General features: G+C 62.4%; 18 protein-coding genes. 14 read left to right on the top strand and 4 right to left on the bottom strand.

All coding sequences use genetic code 11. From position 1 onward, the window contains the following. Window positions 1-8: 8 nt before the first annotated feature. The 12 genes from rpsF to K9B37_RS11450 all read left to right on the top strand — a co-directional run bounded on the left by rpsF (window position 9) and on the right by K9B37_RS11450 (window position 12798). Window positions 9-407, top strand: a complete 399-nt coding sequence (gene rpsF, locus K9B37_RS11505; RefSeq protein WP_224313221.1) for a 30S ribosomal protein S6 — start codon at window positions 9-11, stop codon at window positions 405-407. A gap of 2 nt (window positions 408-409) precedes the next feature. After that, window positions 410-661 (top strand): 30S ribosomal protein S18, encoded by a 252-nt coding sequence (gene rpsR, locus K9B37_RS11500; RefSeq protein WP_224313220.1) that lies wholly within the window; start codon window positions 410-412, stop codon window positions 659-661. Between the two features lie 121 nt (window positions 662-782). Continuing rightward, a complete protein-coding gene (locus K9B37_RS11495; RefSeq protein ID WP_224313219.1) occupies window positions 783-1760 on the top strand; it encodes a DUF2232 domain-containing protein in 978 nt (325 codons plus the stop codon). 25 nt (window positions 1761-1785) lie between these two features. Next, window positions 1786-2349 (top strand): 50S ribosomal protein L9, encoded by a 564-nt coding sequence (gene rplI, locus K9B37_RS11490; RefSeq protein ID WP_224313218.1) that lies wholly within the window; start codon window positions 1786-1788, stop codon window positions 2347-2349. A gap of 271 nt (window positions 2350-2620) precedes the next feature. Then, window positions 2621-4114: a replicative DNA helicase gene (locus K9B37_RS11485; RefSeq protein ID WP_224313217.1), complete on the top strand. Its 1494-nt coding sequence runs from the start codon at window positions 2621-2623 to the stop codon at window positions 4112-4114. Further along, on the top strand, window positions 4111-5277 hold the full coding sequence (alr, locus tag K9B37_RS11480; RefSeq protein ID WP_224313216.1) for an alanine racemase: 1167 nt from the start codon (window positions 4111-4113) through the stop codon (window positions 5275-5277). Before K9B37_RS11485 ends, alr begins: the two co-directional genes overlap by 4 nt. Beyond that, window positions 5277-6674, top strand: a complete 1398-nt coding sequence (gene radA, locus K9B37_RS11475; RefSeq protein ID WP_224313215.1) for a DNA repair protein RadA — start codon at window positions 5277-5279, stop codon at window positions 6672-6674. The genes alr and radA overlap by 1 nt, the downstream gene beginning before the upstream one ends. Before the next feature lie 127 nt (window positions 6675-6801). Continuing rightward, window positions 6802-7920, top strand: coding sequence for a cadherin domain-containing protein (locus K9B37_RS11470; protein ID WP_224313214.1), 1119 nt, complete (start codon window positions 6802-6804; stop codon window positions 7918-7920). A gap of 228 nt (window positions 7921-8148) precedes the next feature. After that, a complete protein-coding gene (locus K9B37_RS11465; RefSeq protein WP_224313213.1) occupies window positions 8149-8772 on the top strand; it encodes a CvpA family protein in 624 nt (207 codons plus the stop codon). A 141-nt stretch (window positions 8773-8913) separates the two neighbouring features. Then, window positions 8914-10401: an amidophosphoribosyltransferase gene (gene purF / locus K9B37_RS11460; RefSeq protein WP_224313212.1), complete on the top strand. Its 1488-nt coding sequence runs from the start codon at window positions 8914-8916 to the stop codon at window positions 10399-10401. Between the two features lie 6 nt (window positions 10402-10407). Then, window positions 10408-11151 (top strand): SDR family NAD(P)-dependent oxidoreductase, encoded by a 744-nt coding sequence (locus K9B37_RS11455; RefSeq protein ID WP_224313211.1) that lies wholly within the window; start codon window positions 10408-10410, stop codon window positions 11149-11151. A gap of 120 nt (window positions 11152-11271) precedes the next feature. Further along, entirely contained in the window at window positions 11272-12798 is a 1527-nt protein-coding gene (locus tag K9B37_RS11450) for a calcium-binding protein (protein WP_224313210.1), read from the top strand. A gap of 63 nt (window positions 12799-12861) precedes the next feature. Here K9B37_RS11450 and der read toward each other — a convergent pair whose 3' ends face one another. The 3 genes from der to K9B37_RS11435 all read right to left on the bottom strand — a co-directional run bounded on the left by der (window position 12862) and on the right by K9B37_RS11435 (window position 15610). Beyond that, window positions 12862-14211 (bottom strand): ribosome biogenesis GTPase Der, encoded by a 1350-nt coding sequence (gene der, locus K9B37_RS11445; RefSeq protein ID WP_224313209.1) that lies wholly within the window; start codon window positions 14209-14211, stop codon window positions 12862-12864. Between the two features lie 18 nt (window positions 14212-14229). Then, a complete protein-coding gene (locus K9B37_RS11440; protein WP_224313208.1) occupies window positions 14230-14901 on the bottom strand; it encodes a tetratricopeptide repeat protein in 672 nt (223 codons plus the stop codon). Between the two features lie 115 nt (window positions 14902-15016). Continuing rightward, window positions 15017-15610 (bottom strand): NnrU family protein, encoded by a 594-nt coding sequence (locus K9B37_RS11435; protein ID WP_224313207.1) that lies wholly within the window; start codon window positions 15608-15610, stop codon window positions 15017-15019. Window positions 15611-15904: 294 nt separating this feature from the next. Between K9B37_RS11435 and K9B37_RS11430 the strand changes: the two genes are divergently transcribed. Both K9B37_RS11430 and K9B37_RS11425 read left to right on the top strand, forming a co-directional pair. After that, window positions 15905-16522, top strand: coding sequence for a TRAP transporter small permease subunit (locus tag K9B37_RS11430; RefSeq protein ID WP_224313206.1), 618 nt, complete (start codon window positions 15905-15907; stop codon window positions 16520-16522). A gap of 46 nt (window positions 16523-16568) precedes the next feature. Then, complete coding sequence (locus K9B37_RS11425; RefSeq protein ID WP_224313205.1) at window positions 16569-18461, top strand: TRAP transporter large permease; 1893 nt, start codon at window positions 16569-16571, stop codon at window positions 18459-18461. A 221-nt stretch (window positions 18462-18682) separates the two neighbouring features. Here K9B37_RS11425 and K9B37_RS11420 read toward each other — a convergent pair whose 3' ends face one another. Next, window positions 18683-19039: an ArsC family reductase gene (locus K9B37_RS11420; RefSeq protein ID WP_224313204.1), complete on the bottom strand. Its 357-nt coding sequence runs from the start codon at window positions 19037-19039 to the stop codon at window positions 18683-18685. Window positions 19040-19182: the final 143 nt, after the last annotated feature.

The following is a 19182-nucleotide window of genomic DNA, read 5'->3' as shown; positions in this document are numbered from 1 at the left end:
GGCCCAATATGCCTCTCTACGAGCATGTCTTTTTGGCTCGCCAGGACGTCACGTCCCAGCAGGTCGAAGCGATGGTCGACCAGTACAAGGCGGTCATCGAGCAGAACGGTGGCAAGGTCGAGAAGACCGAAATGTGGGGCGTGAAGTCCCTCGCCTACCGCATCAAGAAGAACCGCAAGGCGCACTTCACGATGTTCAACCTCGACGCTCCCGCTCCGGCGGTCGCCGAGATGGAGCGTCAGATGCGCATCAACGAAGACATCCTTCGCTTCATGACCATCCGCGTGGAAGAGCTCGAGACCGAGCCCTCCGTGATGATGCAGAAGCGCGACCGTGACGAGCGCAAGGATCGCGAGCGCCGCGAGCGCGACGGCGGCGGATATGAGTCCGAAGGCGAGGAGGCATAAACATGGCTATGGGTGCTGGTGGCGGCGGTGGCCGTCGTCCTTTCTTCCGTCGGCGTAAGACCTGCCCGTTCTCGGGCCCGAACGCTCCGAAGATCGACTACAAGGACACGAAGCTTCTCTCGCGCTACATTTCCGAGCGCGGCAAGATCGTGCCTTCGCGCATCACGGCCGTTTCGGCCAAGAAGCAGCGTGAACTCGCCCAGGCGATCAAGCGCGCCCGCTTCATGGGCCTGCTGCCCTACGTGATCCGCTAAGATCGGTGAGGCTGCACTTCCGCAGCCTCCCTTCGACCAATCGCTCGGCGGTGAAAATCCGTCGGGTCAGTTGGGGCAACGGCCCCTAACCCTGCACGAAAGCAGCGGGACAGCGAGATCCATGAACTTTCTTCTTCCAGGCATCGGCGCGGGCCTCGTTTCGGCCCTTCTGACCGCGGTGATCGTGAAAGCGACTCCGCTGGCCGCCGTCCTGTATCTCCTGTCTCCGATTCCCGTCCTGATCGTTGCCCTCGGCTGGAACCATCGCTCCGGCCTCGTTGCGGCCGCCGTCGGCGGCCTGGCGATCGGCATCGCCATCTCCCCGCTGAGCGGACTGGGCTTTACCGCCGTGACGGGACTGCCTGCATGGTGGTTGGCCTATCTGGCGCTCCTCGGTCGCCCGACGGAGAACGGTGCCATCGAGTGGTACCCGATCGGCCGTCTGCTCACCTGGGTCGCAGCAACCGCCGCCATGACCGTCGTTGCCGCCGGAATCATCTCGACACGAGGCGACTACGACGTGTTCCTGGCGAATGCCCGCGAGATCGCTCAGGCCTTCGTGAACCTGCAGTTCCCTGCCGGGCAGCCGGACAGCCTGGATGCCGAGACCCGCACGGAACTGATCGAGCTGTTCTCCCGCGTGACGCCGTTCCTGTCCGCCCAGGGCTTCACGATTGTCCTGGCGCTGTATCTGTGGGCTGCCGCGAAGGTCGTCGCGATCTCGAAGCGCCTGCCGCGCCCCTGGCCGTCGGTGCCGGACCTGATCATGCCGAGGGCTGCAGGTTTGCTGCTGGGAGCCTGTGTGCTCGTCATGCTGTTCCAGCTCGACAATTTTCTAGGTGTTTTCTTCGCAGCCCTGGCCGGCGCGCTGTTCATGGCCTTTGCCTTGCAGGGCCTCGCGGCCGTCCACGATCGCACCCGCGGCAATCCGGTTCGCGGGCTCATTCTCGGCGCCGTCTACGTGGTGCTGTTCGTATCTCAGGGCCTCCTGATGGTCGCCCTGTCGCTGTTCGGCCTTGCCGATTCTGTTTTCGGGCTACGCCGCCGCTTCCGTGGCAAGGGGCGCGGCCCGAATGTTCCTCCTACCCTTTCCACCTGATCACGAACATTCAAGGAGAAAACCAATGGAAGTGATCCTTCTCGAGCGCGTCGCAAAGCTCGGCCAGATGGGCGAGACCGTGAAGGTGCGCGACGGCTATGCGCGCAACTTCCTCCTGCCCCGCGGCAAGGCTCTGCGCGCCACCAAGACCAACAAAGAGCATTTCGAGACGCAGCGCGCCCAGCTCGAGGCCCGCAACCTCGAGCGCCGCAAGGAAGCTGAAGCCGTCGGCGAGAAGCTGAACGGTCAGAGCTTCACCATCATCCGCCAGGCCGGCGAGACGGGCGTCCTCTACGGATCAGTCTCGACCCGCGACCTGGCCGAGACGATGACCAAGGATGGCTTCTCGGTTGACCGTCACCAGATCGTCCTCAACACCCCGATCAAGACGCTGGGCCTGCACGCGGTCCCGGTTTCGCTGCATCCGGAAGTCGAGGTCGAGGTGACCATCAACGTCGCCCGCAGCCCCGAGGAAGCAGAGCGTCAGGCTCGCGGCGAGTCGGTGACGACCCGTGAAGAGACCAACCTCGACGATCTCGGCCTCGAAGTCGGTGCGGCTCTCGCGGAAGCCGGAGACGTCGAGCTCTAAGTCTCGAGCGGAACGGGAGCACTTGCTCTCGTTCACTTTTTGTTCCAGAATGGCGCTTTCCGTCGATTCGGCGGAGAGCGCCTTTTCGTTAAAGGGCAAGCGAAAAACGCTCCGCCGGTCGGTGGACAAGTGCAGTGTGAGAATCGGGGACAACGAGGACAAACCATACAGGTCCGGGCCGAGTCTCGACCTGTGTCCGGGCGGCAACCTTTCATTGCCCGAATCTGGTTTATGGATGTCCGATCCCTGAATTTGTTTTTCGGAGCGCCGGATGGCCACCGCCAATGCCCTGATTGCCCGCATCGACGCTGCCGAACCGCAATTCCGCGTCGCACCGAACAACATCGATGCCGAGCAGGCGCTTCTCGGCGCGATCCTGGTCAATAATGACGCCTATTATCGCGTATCGGACTTTCTTGAAGCGTCCCATTTCATGGAAGACCTTCACCGCCGCGTCTACGAGGTCGCCACGAGCCTGATCAAGGCTGGCAAGGTCGCGACCCCGATCACTCTGAAGACCTTCCTCGGCGATCAGGACCTCGGCGGCGTCACGGTTTCGCAATACCTTGCCCGCCTAGCTGCGGAGGCAACGACCGTCATCAACGCGGAGGATTACGGCCGGACGATTTATGATCTCGCCGTTCGCCGAAACCTGATCACCATCGGCGAGGATCTCGTGAACGTCGCTTACGACGCTCCGGTCGACACCTCGCCGCGCGAGCAGATCGAGGAGGCCGAGCGCCGTCTCTACGAACTGGCTGAGACAGGCCGATATGACGGTGGCTTCCAGCGCTTCTCCGATGCCCTGACCCAGGCCATCGACATGGCGGCGGCGGCCTATAAGCGCGAAGGCAAGCTGTCGGGCATCTCGACGGGTCTGATCGATCTCGACCGGACCCTCGGCGGCCTTCAGTCGTCGGACCTCGTGATCCTGGCCGGCCGCCCAGCCATGGGTAAGACCTCTCTTGTCACCAACATCGCCTTCAACATCGCCAAGGCCTACCAAGCGGAGAAGCAGCAGGACGGGACCATGAAGACCGTCAACGGCGGCATCGTCGGCTTCTTCTCGCTCGAAATGTCATCCGAACAGCTCGCAACCCGTATCATCGCCGAGCAGTCTGGCGTCGCGTCCTACAAGATCCGCCGCGGCGACATGCGCGAGGACGATTTCTACAAGATCACGGAAGCCGCGCGGGAAATGCAGTCGATCCCGTTCTACATCGACCAGACCGGCGGCATCTCCATCGCGCAGCTCGCCGCCCGGGCACGACGCCTGAAGCGCCAGCGGGGCCTCGACGTGCTGGTGGTCGACTACCTCCAGCTCCTCTCCGCCTCCGCCAAGAAGGGCGAAAACCGGGTTCAGGAGCTGACCGAGATCACCACCGGCCTCAAGGCGCTCGCCAAGGAGCTTGCGGTTCCGATCATCGCCTTGTCCCAGCTCTCCCGTCAGGTGGAATCGCGCGACGACAAGCGCCCTCAGCTCTCCGACCTCCGTGAATCGGGCTCGATCGAGCAGGACGCCGACGTGGTGATGTTCGTTTATCGCGAAGAGTATTATCTGAAGAACAAGGAGCCGAAGCCCGGCACCGAGGAATACTTCAAATGGCAGGCCGAGATGGACCAGGTCCACGGCAAGGCGGAGGTGATCATAGGCAAGCAGCGTCACGGCCCCACCGGCACGGTGCAGCTGGCCTTCCAGGCGGACATCACCCGCTTCACCAATCTCGCGGACGAAGATAAACTTCCTGAACGGATCGGCGATTGAACAAGCACATCCCGCAGAACGCATCCGAGACGACCGCTTCCGAAAGCGCTGCCGGAGGACTTCTCCATATCGATCTCGACGCCCTCGCCTCCAACTGGCGCTGCTTACGCGACGCTGCCGGCGGCGCGGAGGCAAGCGCCGTGGTCAAGGCGAATGCCTACGGGACCGGCATCGAGAAAGCCGTGCCCGCCCTCGCCCGCGCCGGCTGCCGCACCTTCTTCGTAGCCCATGTGAGCGAGGCGGTTCGCACGAGGGCAGTCGCCCCCGACGCGACGATCTATGTCCTCAACGGCCTGCTGCCGGGCTCCTGCGCCGCTTACGCGACAAGCAACCTACGCCCGGTTCTCGGCTCGCTCGAAGAGATCATGGAATGGGCGGCCTTCAGCCGCGCGGAAGGCCGCCGCTTCCCGGCTGCGATCCACGTCGACACCGGCATGAACCGCCTCGGCCTCACCGTGAGGGAAGGCTTGGCGCTGCCGATCCGCTCCGAGCTGAAGGACTTCGAGCCTTCGCTGCTCATGAGCCATTTTGCGAGCGCGGAGGAGCAGGACAATCCGGTCAACGGGCAGCAGATCAAGGCTTTCACCGCCGTTCGGAATATGCTGCCCGATGTTCCTGCCTCGCTCGCTAATTCCTCGGGCATTTTCTTACGCGAAAAGCCGCATTTCGATCTCGTCCGGCCGGGCTACGCCCTCTATGGCGGCAATCCGACGCCGGACGAAGAGAATCCCATGCGCCCGGTTGTCGGGCTCGAAGGCAGGATCGTGCAGCTACGCTGGATCGAAGCCGGCGAGACGGTGGGCTATAGCGGCCGCTGGACGGCCCGGGACAAGCGCCGCATCGCCACGGTCTCGGTCGGTTACGCGGATGGCTATTCGCGGTCGGCCAGCGCCCGCGGCCAGAGTGGCGAGGCGACATTGTCCGGAATGGCGATCGTCGCGAGCCGGCTCTGCCCCTTTGCAGGCACCATCTCCATGGATCTGCTCGCGGTCGATGTCACGGACGTGCCCGAAGGCGACATTGCGCGAGGCGTTCCGGTGACCCTGATCGGCGGTGCCCTCACGATCGACGAGGTCGGCCGCCGGGCCGGCACGATCGGCTACGAAATTCTGACGAGCCTCGGCGCGCGCTATCGTCGGACCTATCGCGAGGCGCAGGACTGATGGCGAAGCGTCAGCCGTCCTTCGCATGCCAGAGCTGCGGCGCGGTCTATAACCGCTGGAAGGGCAAGTGCGAGGCCTGCGGCGGCTGGAATACCATCGTCGAGGAGACCGCCTCCGCGAACCCGATGGTCGGGCCCGTCGCCACGCGGCCATCCCGCGCCAAGGGCCGGATCTTTCCGCTCGAGGGCCTTTCGGGCGAGGCGAAGGAAGCCCCGCGCACGCCATCCGGCATCGCCGAACTCGACCGTGTGACCGGCGGCGGCTTCGTGCACGGCTCGGTCATCCTGCTCGGCGGCGATCCAGGAATCGGCAAGTCGACCCTCCTCATGCAGGCCTCCGCCGCTCTCGCCAATCGCGGGCAGCGCGTCGCCTATATCTCGGGCGAAGAGGCCGTGGCGCAGGTGCGCCTGCGCGCCGAACGCCTCGGCCTCGGACAGTCCTCCGTGGAGCTCGCTTCCGAGACCAATGTGGAGGATATCGTCGCGACCCTGTCCCAGGGGCGTCCGCCGGCGCTTGCCATCATCGACTCGATCCAGACCATGTGGACCGAGACGGTGGAATCGGCTCCCGGCACCGTGACCCAGGTCCGCGGCAGCGCCCAGGCGCTGATCCGCTTCGCGAAGACCACCGGCACGGCGGTGATCCTTGTCGGACACGTGACGAAGGACGGCCAGATCGCCGGCCCCCGCGTCGTCGAGCACATGGTGGATGCAGTGGTCTCCTTCGAGGGTGACACCGGCCACCATTTCCGCATTCTTCGCGCCGTGAAGAACCGTTTCGGCCCCACCGACGAGATCGGCGTGTTCGAGATGTCGGACCAGGGCTTACGCGAGGTGCCCAACCCCTCCGAGCTTTTCCTGGCCGGACGCGACCTCGCGACGCCGGGAACGGCCGTCTTCGCCGGCATGGAAGGGACCCGTCCGCTGCTGGTGGAGATCCAGGCCCTTGTCGCCCCCTCCTCGCTCGGCACGCCACGCCGTGCCGTCGTGGGTTGGGATCCGAACCGTCTGTCGATGATCCTGGCCGTTCTGGAGGCTCACGGGGGTTTGAGACTCGGCATGCACGACGTCTATCTCAACGTCGCCGGCGGCCTGCGCATCACCGAGCCCGCCGCGGACCTTGCCGCCGCTGCGGCCCTGGTATCGTCCCTGTCCGGCTCATCGCTTCCGCCTGATACGGTCTATTTCGGCGAAATGGGCCTCTCCGGCGCCATCCGGCCGGTCGCCCAGGCAGAAGCACGCCTCAAAGAGGCGGCAAAGCTTGGTTTTTCAGGAGCTGTCGCTCCGGCTGCACGAGTAGACAAAACCAAGAAGGAACGTCTTCCTCTCGCCGCTTCGTCCATTGGGCATATCACGGATCTGGTAGCTGGAATCGCTAGCCGGCGACGGAGTGCATAACGGGACATCCCTGTCTAACTGAAGAGTACGCGATACCAAGGGCCGTTGATTTTATGATACAATATATCATATATTTATGACTTGGGCAGCCATCTGAGGTCGCATTATAGAATGGCGGGGTTCCAGAATGGCCAGGAATGCGACAGTTATCCTCTCGGCAACGACGGTTGCCGAAATGCCTGACAACAACACCGTTATTGGCACGCTTAGTGTCGATGGCGGAGCGAACGGCGAGACCTTCACTTATGCGCTCACTGACAGCATCGCCGACCGCTTCGAGATTCGGCACAATGCGACCTCGGGCGAGTATGAACTCGTTGTCAAAACAGGTGGTAATCTATTCGACTTCGAAAGGGCCGATCTGAACCACTTCGACGTCGCGATCTCCGCGAACGGCGACATGGGCACAGTCGTTGATAAGGGCGCCATTACGATCAATGTCACGAACGTCAATGAAGCTCCGACCGATATCGGCATTCTTGGCATCACGGCACCTAAGGTCGCGGAGAACGCTGCGGCAGGAACCGAAATCGGCCCCCTGGCAGCGCTCGATCCCGATGCCAACGACACTTTCACGTTCAAGCTGAAGGACGATGCCGGCGGTCGTTTCCAGCTTGATTCCACGGGCAAGAAGCTTCTGGTCGCGGACGGCTCGAAGCTCGATTACGAGACAGCCTCTTCCCACCAGATCAAGGTCGAGGTGAAGGACGCAGGCGGTCTGACTTTCGAGAGAACCCTGACCATTGGGGTCACAGATGGGGTCGATACCTTCACTGGCAGCACGAAGAACGACAAGCTCACGGGGACCGCAGGCTCCGACATTCTCCTGGGCGGGAACGGCAACGACAAGCTCTACGGCCTGGACGGAGACGACATCCTCAATGGCGGCCAGGGCAAGGACATGCTTTACGGCGGCAAGGGCAAAGACACCTTCGTGTTCGACAGCCCGCTGAAGAAAGGCCAGTTCGATCAGGTGATGGATTTCAATTCCGCTGACGACACTCTTGAGTTCAGCCTGTCCTCCATCAAGGCTTTTAAGAACAAGGCCATGAAGGCAGGCAAGCTCAACAAGAAGTTCTTCATCGTCGGCGATCACGCAAAGGATAAGAACGATTTCGTTTATTATAACAAAAAGAACGGCTTCGTTTATTTGGATAATGACGGCTCGGGCCATAAGAAGGGCATTGAGATCCTAAAGCTGAAGCCGGGATTGAAGCTAACGGCGGACGATTTTCACTTCATCTAAGCTGCAAATAGTCCATTAATAAGCCATCCCGGCGGGAAACTGCCGGGATTTCTTTTGCCGAGCAGCCGACGTTCAGCGGAAGCGGCAGCATTAATCCTGGGCGAGGTCCACCCCACTTCATGCTCTGGATACTCCAAGGGTGACGAAATCGTTTCTTGCGGCTATACACCCGACGCCTTAACCGCCTCGTGAGGCTGTCCCCACCCGTTTCTGCGTCAGGCTTGGCCCATGCCATTTTCAATTCTGGATCTTGTCGTCGTCGGCGTCGTGTTGATTTCAGGTCTCCTGGCGGCCGTTCGCGGCTTCACGCGCGAGGTTCTTGCGATCGTGGCCTGGGTCGCCGCCGCCGCCGTCGCCTGGTACCTGCATCCGGCCGTGCTGCCGCTGGCGCAGCAATATATCCATAATCACACCGTCGCCCTGGTGGCGGCCATCGGCGGCATCTTCGTCGTCACCCTCATCATCGTCTCGATCATCACGGTTCAGATCTCGGATCTGATCCTCGATTCGCGCATCGGCGCCCTCGACCGGACATTGGGGCTCTTCTTCGGAGCGGCTCGCGGCTTCCTGATCTGCGTGATCGGGTGGGCGTTCCTTGGCTGGCTGCTGCAGGGCAAGAATCCCGACTGGGCGGCGACCTCGCGCACCCGCCCCGCCATGGAAAATACCCGCGACAGTATCATCGCTATGTTGCCCGAGAATGCGGAAGCGCTGATCCAGAAGCTGCGCGAGAAGGGCACGGCGGCCGAGCCGGAGACCGGCGAGCCGGCTGAGCCCGATCCGCAGCGCCCCAATCCGGCTCCCGCTACGCCTGCGGCGCCCCCTGCCCGTCCGGCGCAGCCGCGGGGCTGAAGCCCCGCCGTGCCGCGGTTTGCACGGGCGCTGCGGCGTCTTTGCAGGGGAGCGGCCGCAATAACCGTTGGCGATTGGTCGAACGCTCATTAAATAGGGGCCTTACGCGCCGCCCGTGGTGCCCACCCCAAGGAAATGACGATGTCTTCTCTGTCTGAGACGTGGCAGGTCCAACCCAAGACGGTGGACCTTGACCTCGACGGCGATACGTTGCGCGAGGAATGCGGAGTCTTCGGCATCTACGGCCATCCCGATGCTGCTGCGATCACCGCCCTGGGTCTTCACGCACTCCAGCATCGCGGCCAGGAAGCTGCGGGCATCGTCTCCTTCGACGGCCATGTCTTTCACCTTGAGCGGAAGCTTGGCCTTGTCGGCGACGGCTTCTCGGACCGCGCGGTTATCGAGCGCCTGGAAGGCCTCTCGGCCATCGGCCACGTTCGTTATTCCACGACGGGCGAGACCATTCTTCGGAATGTGCAGCCGCTCTTCGCCGAACTCGACGGCGGCGGTCTGGCGGTCGCCCATAACGGCAACCTCACCAATGGCCTCACCCTTCGTCGGAACCTGATCCGCGAAGGCGCCATTTGCCAGTCGACCACCGACACCGAAGTGATCGTCCACCTCGTCGCCCGCAGCCGCCACGGCCGCGTGGTCGATCGCTTCCTCGAGGCGATCAAGCAGATCGAGGGCGCCTACTCGCTCGTCGCGCTCACCAACAAGAAGCTCATCGGCGCCCGGGATCCTTTGGGGATTCGGCCGCTCGTCCTCGGCGAACTCGATGGCCGCTACATCCTCACCTCCGAGACCTGCGCCCTCGACATCATCGGTGCCCGCTTCGTGCGCGACATCGAAAACGGCGAATGCGTCGTGATCTCCGAGGACGGAATCGAGTCTTTCCGCTTCGCTCCGAAGCAGCCGCCGCGCCCCTGCATCTTCGAATACATCTATTTCGCCCGGCCCGATTCCATCGTGAACGGCCGCAGCGTCTATGAGGTGCGCAAAGGCATGGGCCGGGAACTCGCTCAGGAGTCGCCCGCCAATGCCGATGTGGTGATTCCGGTCCCCGATTCCGGCGTGCCCGCCGCCCTCGGCTTCGCCCAGAGCTGTGGCCTGCCCTATGAACTCGGGATCATCCGCAACCACTATGTCGGCCGGACCTTCATCCAGCCCACGCAATCCGTGCGCGAACTCGGCGTGCGCATGAAGCACTCAGCCAACCGCTCCGCCATCGAGGGGAAGCGAATCGTCCTCGTCGACGACAGCCTGGTGCGCGGCACGACATCCGTGAAGATCGTGCGCATGATGCGCGAGGCCGGCGCGAAGGAAGTGCACTTCCGCATCGCCAGCCCGCCGATCACCCATCCGGATTTTTACGGCATTGATACGCCGGAGAAGGAGAAGCTCCTCGCGGCGACCCACGACCTCGAGCAGATGCGCGCCTATATCGGCGCAGATTCCCTGGCCTTCCTGTCCATCGAAGGCATCTATCGCGCCATGGGCGAGCCGGGCCGCAATGCCGCCTTGCCGCAGTTCACCGATCACTGCTTCACGGGCGATTACCCGACGCCGCTGACCGATCTCACGGTGGCGACGCCGCGCCGCCTTTCCCTCCTTGCCGAAGCTGACTGAGGATCCATGACCAAGCCTCTTGCGAACCGCGTCGCGGTCGTCACCGGCGCGTCGCGCGGCATCGGCCGCGCCGCAGCGCTTGCCCTTGCCGAAGCAGGGGCGCACATCATCGCGCTCGCCCGGACCCAGGGCGCCTTGGAATCCCTCGACGACGAGATCCGGGCCAAGGGCTCCTCCGCGACTCTCGTGCCGGTGGATCTCAAGGATTTCGATGCCCTCGACCGGCTCGGCGCAGCGATCTACGAGCGCTGGGGCAAGCTCGACATTCTCCTGGGCAATGCGGGCATCTTGGGCGAGCTGGCTCCCATCACTCATGTCGACCAGCCGGTCTGGGACGCTGTGATGGCCATCAACGTGACGGCGAATTATCGCCTCATCCGCTCCTTGGATCCGCTGCTGCGCGCTTCCGATGCAGGCCGCGCCATCTTCGTCACGTCCGGCACCGCCACCAAATGCACGGCCTATTGGGGCGTCTACTCCGTCTCCAAGGCGGCATTGAATGCCCTGGTACAGACCTATGCGGCGGAGACGGTGACGACGCCCGTGAAGGCGATGCTGCTCAACCCGGGACCGCTGCGGACGGCCATGCGCCGGACCGCCATGCCGGGCGAGGATCAGATGACCCTCAAGACGCCCGAGGAGCTCGCGCCGCATATCGTGAAGCTGGCGCTTCCGGATTGGATCGAGACCGGCAAGATCTACGACTTCACGCAAGACGGGAAAGTGCTGACGCCGCAGATGCCTGCCTAATCTGCGTCTCGAAGCCCTACCCTGCACTTTCAGTGTGCCGCTTGGCACATTCGACATCTTCCGATAGTTATATCATATCGTTATCTAATTGATTTGGTATGACTTTTGGATAGGTGCACCATGGCGACCGGCGCTGACATTACGCTCGATCCTCAACATTATTCGGCCGTTGGCACAGCCGACGACGACAATTTCATCACCCCCCAGGGCAACTTCCTCCAATACGACTGGAGCCATGTGACTATCAGTGGCGGTGCGGGAAACGATGCGCTCGTCCTGACGGACACCGGCACTTACGATCTTAGGAAATTTGCGTCGTTCTCGGGGATTGAGGAAGTATACTTCAATTCCGGGGGCGGTGACCTCTACTTGAGCGCGCAGCAGCTCGCCACGATCAATCTCGTCTATGGGAGCGACGCTCCCAATCAGGCACGGATTTATCTGTCGGGCGCCCCCCTGCAGACCTACGATCTGCGCGGCAAGACCTTCGCGAACAATTATATCTTTCTGGATCCATCCCTCTACGCCGACATCGTCATTGGCGACAAAAGCCAGCTTTTCGCGGGCGAGAACGCGCTGTTGAATTTCTCGCTACGGAGCGGCGCGCGTATTCATCTTGTCGGCGATACGTTCACGGATGCGGAACGCGCGCTCCTATACCGCCGGAGCGCAAGCTACGTCTGGGACGACAGCGACAATGGCGCGGGCAACGCGGCACCAACCTTGAGCGGACTCAACGGAGACCGGATCGAGGCGAAAAATCTCGATCCCGTCTATGTCGATGCGGGCAACAACGCGGTGGCAACCGATGATGAAGGCATCCGCAAAATCTCCGTAAAGGTTCTCAATGCGAGCGCCGACGACTGGGTCGATATCGACTATTTCGGCTCGGTCGAATTACCAAATGGCCTTGTCGAAGGTGGCCCAGTAAGGGACAAAGCCAACAGCAAAGTATTCGCCGACCTCTACAACGTAACGAACTCGTCCTTCGATGTCGTGTTCAATGGCAACGCCACATCGGATGCTGTCAATAAGGTCATTCACGCCCTTATTTATTACAATTCCGGATCTGCTGCTTCGACAAACCGCCAGATCCAAGTCAGCGTGTCCGACGGAGCGGATAAGACCACAACGAGCATCGTGGCAGCGTCTCATACCGCAGAGGTGACGGCGCCATCATCGGGCGGAAAGACTGTCGGTAACGACGACGCCAATGTGATTAAGGGTGGGGCGGGCAAGGACGTGATTGCTGGAGGGGCCGGCGACGATACGATCTCTGGCGGTCTCGGCAATGACATTCTCACCGGGGGTGCGGGCAAGGACATCTTCGTGTTCAACACGGCATTGAACAAGAAGACCAACCTCGACAAGATCATCGACTTCAATGTCAAGGACGACACGCTCTGGCTCGACAACGCGGTGTTCAAGAAGCTCGGCAAGGGCAGCGAAGCCAAGCCGGGCAAGCTCAACAAGGCGTTCTTCACCATCGGCGACAAGGCCAAGGACAAGAATGACTATCTGATCTACGACACCAAGAAGGGCGTGCTCTCTTACGACGCCGACGGCTCGGGTAAGGGCAAGGCGGTTGAGATCACCACCCTCAAGAAGGGTCTCAAGATGACCTATCTCGACTTCATGGTCATCTGACGCGGATGTCCCGCTTTTGATAGGGACGCTTCATGAGGCGAGCGTCCTGCAAATGACCACGGCCTATTTCCGTCCCTTGTCGAACGGGTTCTGGCCCATACGCAGCGACATGCGGATCGGAACGCCGGGAAGCTCGAAGGCTTCGCGGATTCCGTTGACGAGGTAGCGCGTATAGCTCTTCGGCAAGGCGTCGAGCTGGTTGCCGAAGATCGCGAAATGTGGCGGCCGCGCCTTGACCTGCGTCATGTAGCGAATCTTGATGCGTCGCCCGGACACCGCGGGCGGCGGATTGGCCTCGAGAGCCTCGGAAAGCCACTGGTTGAGGCGTGCCGTCGCGATGCGTCGGTTCCAGGTCTCATAGACCTGGACGATGGCCTTCATCAGGGCATCGATGCCGTTGCCGGCAAGGCCCGAGAGCGGCACCACCGGCGCACCCCTCACCTGCGGCAGAAGGCGCGAAGCCTTCTCCTTCAGTTCCTTCAGAAGGCCCGGCTGGTCGGCGACCAGATCCCACTTGTTGAGACCGATCACGAGCGCACGGCCTTCCTGCTCCACCAGATCGACGATGGAGAGGTCCTGCTTCTCGAATGGGATCGTCGCGTCAAGGAGCACCACCACGACCTCGGCGAACCGCACGGCGCGCAGCGCATCGGCGACGGAGAGCTTCTCGAGCTTGTCCTCGACGCGCGCGCGCTTGCGCAGGCCGGCCGTATCGAACAGCTTGATAGCCTTGCCGCGCCAAGTCCAGTCGAGGGAGATGGAATCGCGGGTAATTCCCGCCTCCGGGCCGGTGAGCAGACGCTCTTCGCCGACCATCCTGTTGATGAGGGTCGACTTGCCGGCATTTGGCCGCCCGACGATGGCGACCTGCAACGGCTTGTTAGGGTCCTCTTTCTCTTCCTCGGCCTCGTCCTGAGGTTCGGGGAAGTAAGGCATCAGGGCTTCGAAGAGATCGGCCATGCCCTCGCCATGTTCGGCCGAGAGCGGCACCGGCTCGCCGAGGCCGAGAGAGAACGCCTCATAGGCACCGGCGAGACCCGCACCACCTTCCGCCTTGTTGGCAATCAGGATGACAGGCTTGCCGGACCGGCGCGCCAGTTCTGCGAAGGGCCGGTCGGCGGGCAGGATGCCGACGCGGGCATCCACCACGAAAAGGATCACGTCCGCATCGCCGATGGCAGCCTCGGTCTGAGCCCGCATGCGGCCGAGGAGCGATTCCTCCGTAGACTCTTCGAGACCTGCTGTATCGACGACCCGGAATTCGAGATCGCCTAAGCGCGCCTCGCCCTCGCGGCGGTCGCGAGTTACGCCAGGCCGGTCGTCGACGAGCGCAAGCTTCTTACCGACCAGACGATTGAACAGGGTCGACTTGCCGACATTCGGCCGCCCGACAATGGCGACGGTAGGCGTCATGTCCTGCCTCGCATTCCTTTATTGAGTAACCGGAACCGGGCCACCGGCCACGAGCGCAGTATAGATCGCGAGTCGCTGCTTGAGCGCCGACGGCGTATCGTGGTCCGCAGCGATCTGGTCGAACCAGCGGCCTGCATAGTCCATGTCGCCGCTCTTCAGGCCTGAAAGGCCGAGAAGTTCGCGAGCCGAGTGGCGCCACGGATTCTCCGGAACGGCGAGACGCTCAAGATCCGTCCGGATCTTCGCCGGATCCGCGCTGTCGATGCGCAGCCAGGCGGCGCGCAGGCGGGCGAGATCCTGCCAGAGCGGGCTCAGGTTTCCGTCCTTGGCGAGGGCATCATAAGCCGAAGCGCCGTTCTCGGCGTTCTCCCGGCCAAGCTCCGCGGCCAGACGAAAGCGTGCGAGCAGGCCGTACCCGGTGTCGCCTTCCTTGGCGAGGCTCTCGAGGGCGCCCTCGGCATCCTTACCCTTGTCGTCCCGGGACAGCCTCAGGGCGTCCTCGTAACGCAGGGCCGCGGCCTGGGAGCGAGTCTCCTGGTAATATTCCCAGTAGCGCCAGCCGCCGACGGCAGCCACGACGAGGATCGCAACACCGATGATGATGCCGTTGTAGCGCTTCCAGATCTGCGCGATCTGGTCGCGGCGATATTCCTCGTCGACCTCGCGGATGAACTCGTCGTTCGGAGCCATAACTCTCTTGCGGCCGGGACCGCCTCCTCAATCGAAGTGGGTCGCCTAGCACAGCCCCCCGATGAAGGCGAGAGGTGAACGCACCTCGGCGGCGGATATCGGCGCCACAGGGCGCTCAAGCGCGTCCTGGAAGCACCGGAACACCGATCAGGAGGGGGTGCAGCCAGATCACGAACACCAGATAGGCCACCGTGCCAATCACGATGGCGAGAGCGTCATTGCGATTGTCGTGAAGCCCATCCCGAGGCGCTCCGTGCTCCACTGCGACATCCCGGTACTTGGCGCTGATGCGGGCGAGAACGGCCCAGACGAGGATCGACCCGAACAGGAGAATGGAGCCGAGATCGCCGTTGGCGAGAAGGTGCGCGAAGGCCCAGAGCTTCACCCCGGCCAGCATCGGATGCTTCAGGCGGCGCTTGATCCGACCGGGCAGATAAGCGGCAGCGACCGCCATGAAGGCCAACCAGACGAGCAACAGGGCCAGATGCCGGGTCCAGATCGGCGGGTCCCAGACCGGAATATAGCCGGCAGCCCTGTAGCGACCGAAGCCGATGGCGATCAGCACGATTCCGATCAGCGAGAGGAGGGAATAGAGCCCCTTGTAAGGCCCCTCCCCAATCTTCGCGATGACATCGGCACGCGCCTTGCGAGCCATGCTGAAGGCATGAGTTCCTAGAAAGACGATCAGGCCCAGCACAAGCAGCGTCACGCTCATCTCCTTCATGCGGAGCCCGGACCATAGCAATCAATAAGGGCTACTGCCACCGGCAACCCGCCTCTGGGCCGCTCGGGCCTACCCGCCTTTCGATGTATTAATTGCCGCAGGAAAGCGGCCGACACACCAGAACTTTCAACAACCTCCCCTCTTGTGACAGGAACGCATAGGGGATACTCGCCTTAAGTCGAGTACGGTCAGGCCGATGAGGCTCTAGCGAAGGTGTTACAACTTCGATAGCTACACCCTGACAAAACCAACAACGCAAGCAATCAGGGGACGAAGCGGATGACAGCATTCCTGAAGCTGTCCCAGGCAATAGACAGCTTGAATGAGCGCCTGGGGAAGACCGTGGCCTGGGCCATCGTGGTGGCCATCGTCGTATCGGCGGTCAATGCCATCATTCGGCGCGTCTTCGGCGTCTCGTCGAACGCCTGGCTCGAGCTGCAATGGTACCTGTTCGGCGCCGTCTTCATGCTCTGCGCCCCCTGGACCCTGAAAGTGAACGAGCACATCCGGATCGATATCGTCTCCAATGCCCTGTCGAAACGGCAACGGGACTGGGTCGATCTCTTCGGGCACGTGTTCTTCCTGATGCCCTTCGTGGCCATCATGCTGTACCTCAGCGTGCCGTACTTCTCGCGCTCCTTCCAGTCGGGCGAGGTCTCGTCGAATGCCGGCGGCCTGCTGATCTGGCCGGCCAAGGGTCTGATCCTTCTCGGATTCACCTTCCTTTTCCTGCAATGGCTGAGCGAGCTGATCAAACGGATCGCCATCATGCGCGGTGACCTTGCCGACGAAGAGGCCGGCCACAGCGCGGAGGCCGAGGCCGAGCGTCTGCTCACCGAACTCGGCACGGCTCAGGATCCTCGCTCCGGAACCCCTCCGGGCGACGGCATCAGCTAGTGTCACCGTTCAAACCATTGCATTTCGCGTTCGGAGCCCTCCTCCCATGGCAGAGTTGATTGCCCAGAATCTCGCGCCGATCATGTTCGGCGCCCTCATCATCTTCCTGCTGCTTGGCTATCCGGTCGCGTTCTCGCTGGCCGCCAACGGCCTGCTGTTCTTCTTCCTCGCGGTCGAGCTCGCGCCTCTTGCGCCTGAAACGATCACGCTGTCCTGGCCGCTGCTCCAAGCCCTGCCTGACCGTGTCTACGGCACCATGTCGAACGAGGTGCTGCTTGCAGTGCCCTTCTTCACGTTCATGGGGCTGATCCTCGAACGATCCGGCATGGCCGAGGATCTGCTCGATACGATCGGTCAGCTCTTCGGCCCGGTTCGAGGCGGCCTCGCCTATGCGGTGATCTTCGTCGGCGCGCTTCTTGCCGCAACGACAGGCGTCGTCGCCGCGTCGGTGATCTCCATGGGCCTGATCTCCCTGCCGATCATGCTGCGCTACGGCTATGACCGCCGCCTCGCCTCAGGCGTCATCGCGGCCTCCGGCACGCTCGCCCAGATCATCCCACCTTCGCTCGTTCTCATCGTCATGGCCGACCAGCTCGGCCGCTCGGTGGGCGACATGTACGAGGGCGCGTTCATCCCGGGCCTCGTGCTCACGGCGATGTATGCCGGTTACGTCCTCCTGATGTCGATCTTCTATCCGAAGTCGGCCCCAGGCCTGCCGCCGGAAGCGATCGGCTACCGGGAGCCCAACGGAACCCGCGGCGTCTGGCAGCTCGGCATCCTTGTGGTCTTCTCGGGCCTGGTCGGCTACTACGCCCTGTCCCAGACCAGCATTCGCGCCGGCTCCGACTTCGTGATCCTGACGATCTGCGCGTCGACGGTGGTCGCGCTGATCTGCGCCATCATCAATCGCTGGCTCGGTGCCAAGCATGTGGTCGCCTCGGCGATCCTCACGGCGGCCCTCATCTCCGTCTATATTCTGCTGCTGCGTGGAGGCCACGAGAACTACGCTCTCATCGTCGAGATGTTCGTGGCCGGCGCGATCTATTCACTGGTCGTCGGCGTGATCGAGCGCATGTCGGGCCTGCGGCTCATGTCGCGCATGGCAGAGCAGGTCACCTTCGTCATGGTGCCCCCACTCCTGCTGATCTTCCTGGTGCTGGGCACGATCTTCATCGGCGTCGCCACGCCGACGGAAGGCGGCGCCATGGGCGCTCTGGGCTCGGTGATCCTCGCCGCGATCAAGCGGAAACTCGACAAGAACCCCGCCCGCTTCAACTGGACGCTCATGCGCCAGGCGACGGAGGCCACGGCCAAGCTCTCGGCCTTCGTGCTCTTCATTCTGATCGGTGCGCGTGTCTTCTCGCTGACATTCTACGGCGTGAACGGCCATATCTGGGTCGAGCATCTGCTGACGTCGCTGCCCGGCGGGCAGGTCGGCTTCCTCATCGTCGTGAACCTTCTGGTCTTCTTCCTGGCCTTCTTCCTCGATTACTTCGAGCTGGCCTTCATCATCATCCCGCTACTCGGGCCCGCCGCGGAAAAGCTCGGAATCGACCTGATCTGGTTCGGTGTGATCCTCGGCGTGAACATGCAGACCTCGTTCATGCACCCGCCCTTCGGCTTCTCCCTGTTCTTCCTGCGCTCGGTCGCTCCAAAAGAGCCTTACATCGACCGCGTCACGGGCAAACGCATGGAGCCGATCACGACCGGACAGATCTACTGGGGCGCCATCCCGTTCGTGATCATCCAGCTGATCATGGTGGCTCTCGTGGTGACCTTCCCGCAGATGGTCATGCACTACAAATCCGCAGGCACGACCGTCGACCCGGCAGCCGTTCAGAAGAAGCTCGACGAGCTTCTGGTGCCGGGCATCGGCCCTGGAGGCGGCGATACGGGCCTCCCGCCCCTGAACTTCGACGAACCGCCGAAGATCCAGTAAGAGCGATTGATGCAAACAATGACAAAGGCGGGCTTTGCGGCCCGCCTTTTGTTTTTCTCTCCCCGTTGTCATCCCCGCGCAGGCGGGGATCCATCACCACGACCTGTCGAGGAAAAGCGCATCCGCAGCCGCTCGCTTCCTTCGGCATGGTCAGCTGATATGGATCCCGGGCTCCGCTGCGCGGCCCCGGGATGACGTGAAGGGAATGAGAAGGTGCGTCGCTACCGAACCGCCGCCTCATACTGCTCCGGCTTGAAGCCGACGAGGAGACGGCGTCCCACATCGAGGACGGGGCGCTTGATCATGGACGGTTGATCGAGCATGAGCGCAATGGCCTTGCGCTCATCGAGAGCAGCCTTATCTGCCTCCGGCAGCTTGCGGAAGGTCGTTCCGGCCCGGTTGAGAAGGGTCTCCCAGCCGACGCTGCGGGCCCAGGTCTCAAGGCGCGCCCGATCGATACCTGCTACCTTGTAATCATGGAAGCTGTAGCTGACACCGTTGGCATCGAGCCAAGCGCGTGCCTTCTTCATCGTGTCACAGTTCTTGATGCCGTAGATCGTCACCGTCTGTTTCGACACCGTCGTTTGCTCCCATTCCATCATTTTGAGCGATGATAACTCACTTGTTCGGCTACCATTTTTTCCGCGCACGCTCAAACGCCATGCAGCTCATGCCGGTATTAACGAGTGCCGCTGTGCCGCAGGCTCTGCCTATCCTTCGT

Origin of the sequence: Microvirga puerhi, assembly GCF_020089865.1 — a bacterium.
In the GTDB taxonomy this organism is placed as follows: domain Bacteria; phylum Pseudomonadota; class Alphaproteobacteria; order Rhizobiales; family Beijerinckiaceae; genus Microvirga; species Microvirga puerhi.
The sequence above is the reverse complement of the archived record's forward strand: the minus strand, read 5'-3'. Positions and strand labels throughout refer to the sequence as shown.

Coding starts and splice junctions, on each gene's coding strand:
- der (WP_224313209.1), bottom strand. CDS start 14,211: ATGACGCCTACCGTCGCCATTGTCGGGCGGCCGAATGTCGGCAAGTCG.
- radA (WP_224313215.1), top strand. CDS start 5,277: ATGGCGAAGCGTCAGCCGTCCTTCGCATGCCAGAGCTGCGGCGCGGTC.
- K9B37_RS11470 (WP_224313214.1), top strand. CDS start 6,802: ATGGCCAGGAATGCGACAGTTATCCTCTCGGCAACGACGGTTGCCGAA.
- K9B37_RS11430 (WP_224313206.1), top strand. CDS start 15,905: ATGACAGCATTCCTGAAGCTGTCCCAGGCAATAGACAGCTTGAATGAG.
- K9B37_RS11495 (WP_224313219.1), top strand. CDS start 783: ATGAACTTTCTTCTTCCAGGCATCGGCGCGGGCCTCGTTTCGGCCCTT.
- K9B37_RS11465 (WP_224313213.1), top strand. CDS start 8,149: ATGCCATTTTCAATTCTGGATCTTGTCGTCGTCGGCGTCGTGTTGATT.
- K9B37_RS11450 (WP_224313210.1), top strand. CDS start 11,272: ATGGCGACCGGCGCTGACATTACGCTCGATCCTCAACATTATTCGGCC.
- purF (WP_224313212.1), top strand. CDS start 8,914: ATGTCTTCTCTGTCTGAGACGTGGCAGGTCCAACCCAAGACGGTGGAC.
- K9B37_RS11455 (WP_224313211.1), top strand. CDS start 10,408: ATGACCAAGCCTCTTGCGAACCGCGTCGCGGTCGTCACCGGCGCGTCG.
- rplI (WP_224313218.1), top strand. CDS start 1,786: ATGGAAGTGATCCTTCTCGAGCGCGTCGCAAAGCTCGGCCAGATGGGC.
- rpsR (WP_224313220.1), top strand. CDS start 410: ATGGCTATGGGTGCTGGTGGCGGCGGTGGCCGTCGTCCTTTCTTCCGT.
- K9B37_RS11440 (WP_224313208.1), bottom strand. CDS start 14,901: ATGGCTCCGAACGACGAGTTCATCCGCGAGGTCGACGAGGAATATCGC.
- rpsF (WP_224313221.1), top strand. CDS start 9: ATGCCTCTCTACGAGCATGTCTTTTTGGCTCGCCAGGACGTCACGTCC.
- K9B37_RS11485 (WP_224313217.1), top strand. CDS start 2,621: ATGGCCACCGCCAATGCCCTGATTGCCCGCATCGACGCTGCCGAACCG.
- K9B37_RS11425 (WP_224313205.1), top strand. CDS start 16,569: ATGGCAGAGTTGATTGCCCAGAATCTCGCGCCGATCATGTTCGGCGCC.